The 2770-nt window shown below is 44.2% G+C and carries 3 protein-coding genes; all 3 read left to right on the plus strand.

Translation table 11 applies throughout. The features are described 5' to 3' along the window. Window positions 1–309: 309 nt before the first annotated feature. A complete protein-coding gene (locus WCO51_11975) occupies window positions 310–1221 on the plus strand; it encodes an ATP-binding protein (protein ID MEI6513971.1) in 912 nt (303 codons plus the stop codon). A 106-nt stretch (window positions 1222–1327) separates the two neighbouring features. Continuing rightward, entirely contained in the window at window positions 1328–1945 is a 618-nt protein-coding gene (locus WCO51_11980; protein MEI6513972.1) for a hypothetical protein, read from the plus strand. A gap of 131 nt (window positions 1946–2076) precedes the next feature. After that, window positions 2077–2770, plus strand: a 694-nt coding sequence (locus WCO51_11985) for a YbjN domain-containing protein (protein MEI6513973.1), incomplete at its 3' end; no start/stop codon positions are given.

A 2770-nucleotide genomic window follows, 5' to 3' on the forward strand; every position in this document is an offset into this window, starting at 1 on the left:
GTAATAGCCATTCCCAAATACAATATCCAAACATGAATATTAAGAAAGCGCCCCAAATGCAGGGTATTATCCATACTATGAATATGAAAAGAAATGTAACAATCTAGGCAAGTATTAAATAAAGCTGACCGAGTGCCCTCAACATCTTAACACCTCCGCTATTCATATTATCACTGCCCTACTTTTTTAGAAGAGAAATTTCATTGGGAATTGACAGTATTAGAGCCATCAGCTTAGAAATCGATAGCATGCAAGACACAAAGCATTACATACATACGGCAGACAAGTCTGCCAAGAAGGGGAAGCTCAATGCCTAGTGAAATTCAACCACCAAGTACGGATATCAAGCTCGAAGGGAGCTTGAATGGTTTTTCAATGGACCAGTTCGTCAAAGCAGTTGGTCCTATCCTTGCTTCTGTTCCATTAGACCTTAATGCTCCAATCATAATTGATATGAGTAAAACCTCTTTCATCGAGCCGGGCGGCCTTGGTATGCTTTGGATGATCTTTCGCAAATTGTGTGAGCGCTACCCTACGGTGTCTATTAAACTGCCAGAGGATATTGCGATTCAGTACTATCTGGAGCGCATAGGATTTTTCTCCTTTGCTAAAGAATACGGAGCTTGCCTGGAAAATTGCCAAATTGAGGAATTCCCAGAGCACTGCGAATCATCCCATCTCCTCGAGATGACTTTTATTCGAAATGACTGTGATGTTAACGCAGTAACACTTAAGGTTATCAATCAAGTTTCAATCATCCTCAAAGAGACCCTTAATTATTCGGACGGCGATATTACAAGTTTTACCACCACGATCTCGGAGGCATGCCTTAATATCTGTGAACACAGCGGTAGTGATGGCATCGTCATAGCGCAGCGCTATCATTCGGCCAAAGGAGCTTTTGTAAGGATCGGGGTTGCCGACGCGGGCTGCGGAATCCGTGCAAGCCTGGCACAGAACAGACCAGAGGTCAATCAATGGTCTCATGAAAAGGCGATTGACTACGCTTTGGAAAAAGAGTGCTCACGATTACCCAACCGCGGACTGGGGCTTTATCGCATTCGACAGATAGTAAGTGATTATGGGGGAAGTATGCATTTGCGCTCAGGGAATGTGCGAGCGTATGTCATGGGGATTGATAAGAAGATCGATTTCTTCGAAGAAGATTACGAGCTTGCTGGCACGCAAATAGCAATACGACTCGCCAACCGTTTGGTGTAATCAAAATAATTTCAAAAATCGTACATTTATGCCTTGACAACAAGGGGTACATGGTGTATACTAGATCTTGTGAAAGCGATGAACGCTTGATTGTCTGGAGTAGTTGATGCTAGGCCGAGTGAAAGATATCAGTGTGCAAGCGGAGGATGACCTCATATTAGGCAGAGAGCCGGGAAGGCATATCTTGGAGAAGGTCAGCTCTGCATTGCGAGAGGTGCCCAATTTCACTGTTGTACCAGTGGATTTATCCTCGATCCGATTTATGGATTTTTCGGCTTCAGATGAGTTTGTTGTAAAATTGGTGAAACGAATAAGGGCTGAGGAGTTTAGTTCCCGCTTTATTGTGCTGAAAGGTATGAATGAGATGGTTCAAGAGAATGTCGAGGCAGCGCTGAAGTTGAGCGAGGAGGTTTGTGTTTACTATTCACCATTAAGTAATGAAGAGCCTCTCATTGCAGGCACAATGCCTTCAACGCTTGAGTCAACCTATCAGTTGGCGCTTAAGCTAAACGTGATTACAGCAAGAGAACTCATCGAGGAAGTAGAGCAGTATCAGATGCAGGCACACAATAAAGAACACAAAACAGGGCCGCATGAGAAACTCAATATAGGCGCAAGCAGTAATCGCTTGACACGATTAAAAGAGATGGGTTTATTGGTACCAATCCGCGTTGATTCGTTAGCGGTTGGTGGGCGACAAAATGTATACGAACCAGTACGCTAGTTTTTTATTTGCCTACGTGTATACGTATTACACTTTACGCGATATAGCGAGTGAAAGAACTGTCTAGGGATTTATTGTTGACGGGATTTTTAACGTTTGCCACTCAGAATTTTGATTGGAAGGGAGTTAATATGAACCGACCTTTAGTTCACGATATCCAGGAATACTTGGATAGCGAGCAGATTATGTATGCAATCTATGGCGACGGGGATTCGCTTTTAATGGTAATGAATGGCAAAAACAATAACCATACCATTGCCATTTCGACCGATGAGGACGATCGATATATAAGGTTGTGTATCGAATATGGGTTTAAGTCCTCCCCAAAGAAGCACCGACAGATCCTCGAATTCATCAACCAAGCCAATCAAGATATGCGCGCTGGAACCTGTGTGTGTACCCCGAGCGAAGACATCAGGTATCTCCATGGTTTATGGGTGGGAGATACGCCTCTTGAATACCCGATGCTCGATCACTTGTTCAGGTACTCCATGTACTGTGCTGATCGCCTTGCTCCCGGGTTCTGTGAAATTATCTACAAGGGGGCTAGTTCTGATAAAGCGATGAAAGTTGCGAATAGGATCGCGTTGGAACATTCAAACCCTATTGGTGATAACAAGATGGACATGGATACCCTTATCAAGCAGATAAACGAACTTTCCGGTGAAGGAAGATCGGATGATCCTTCAGAGGACATCCTTGTGTTGGCCGAATATGATGAGATGCAGTCATTGTTGGATGAATCTGACAAAACAACCATCGATTCGCAGCCAGCAGAAGGTCCTGATGGACCCTATCAGGAGTTGCCCAAGCCGGCCCGTGGAA

It is taken from the genome of bacterium, assembly GCA_037131655.1.
Taxonomy (GTDB): Bacteria; Armatimonadota; Fimbriimonadia; order Fimbriimonadales; family JBAXQP01; genus JBAXQP01.

Excerpts from the sequence above, each read along its gene's own strand:
- WCO51_11975 (MEI6513971.1), top strand. The coding sequence starts at position 310 with ATGCCTAGTGAAATTCAACCACCAAGTACGGATATCAAGCTCGAAGGG.
- WCO51_11980 (MEI6513972.1), top strand. The coding sequence starts at position 1,328 with ATGCTAGGCCGAGTGAAAGATATCAGTGTGCAAGCGGAGGATGACCTC.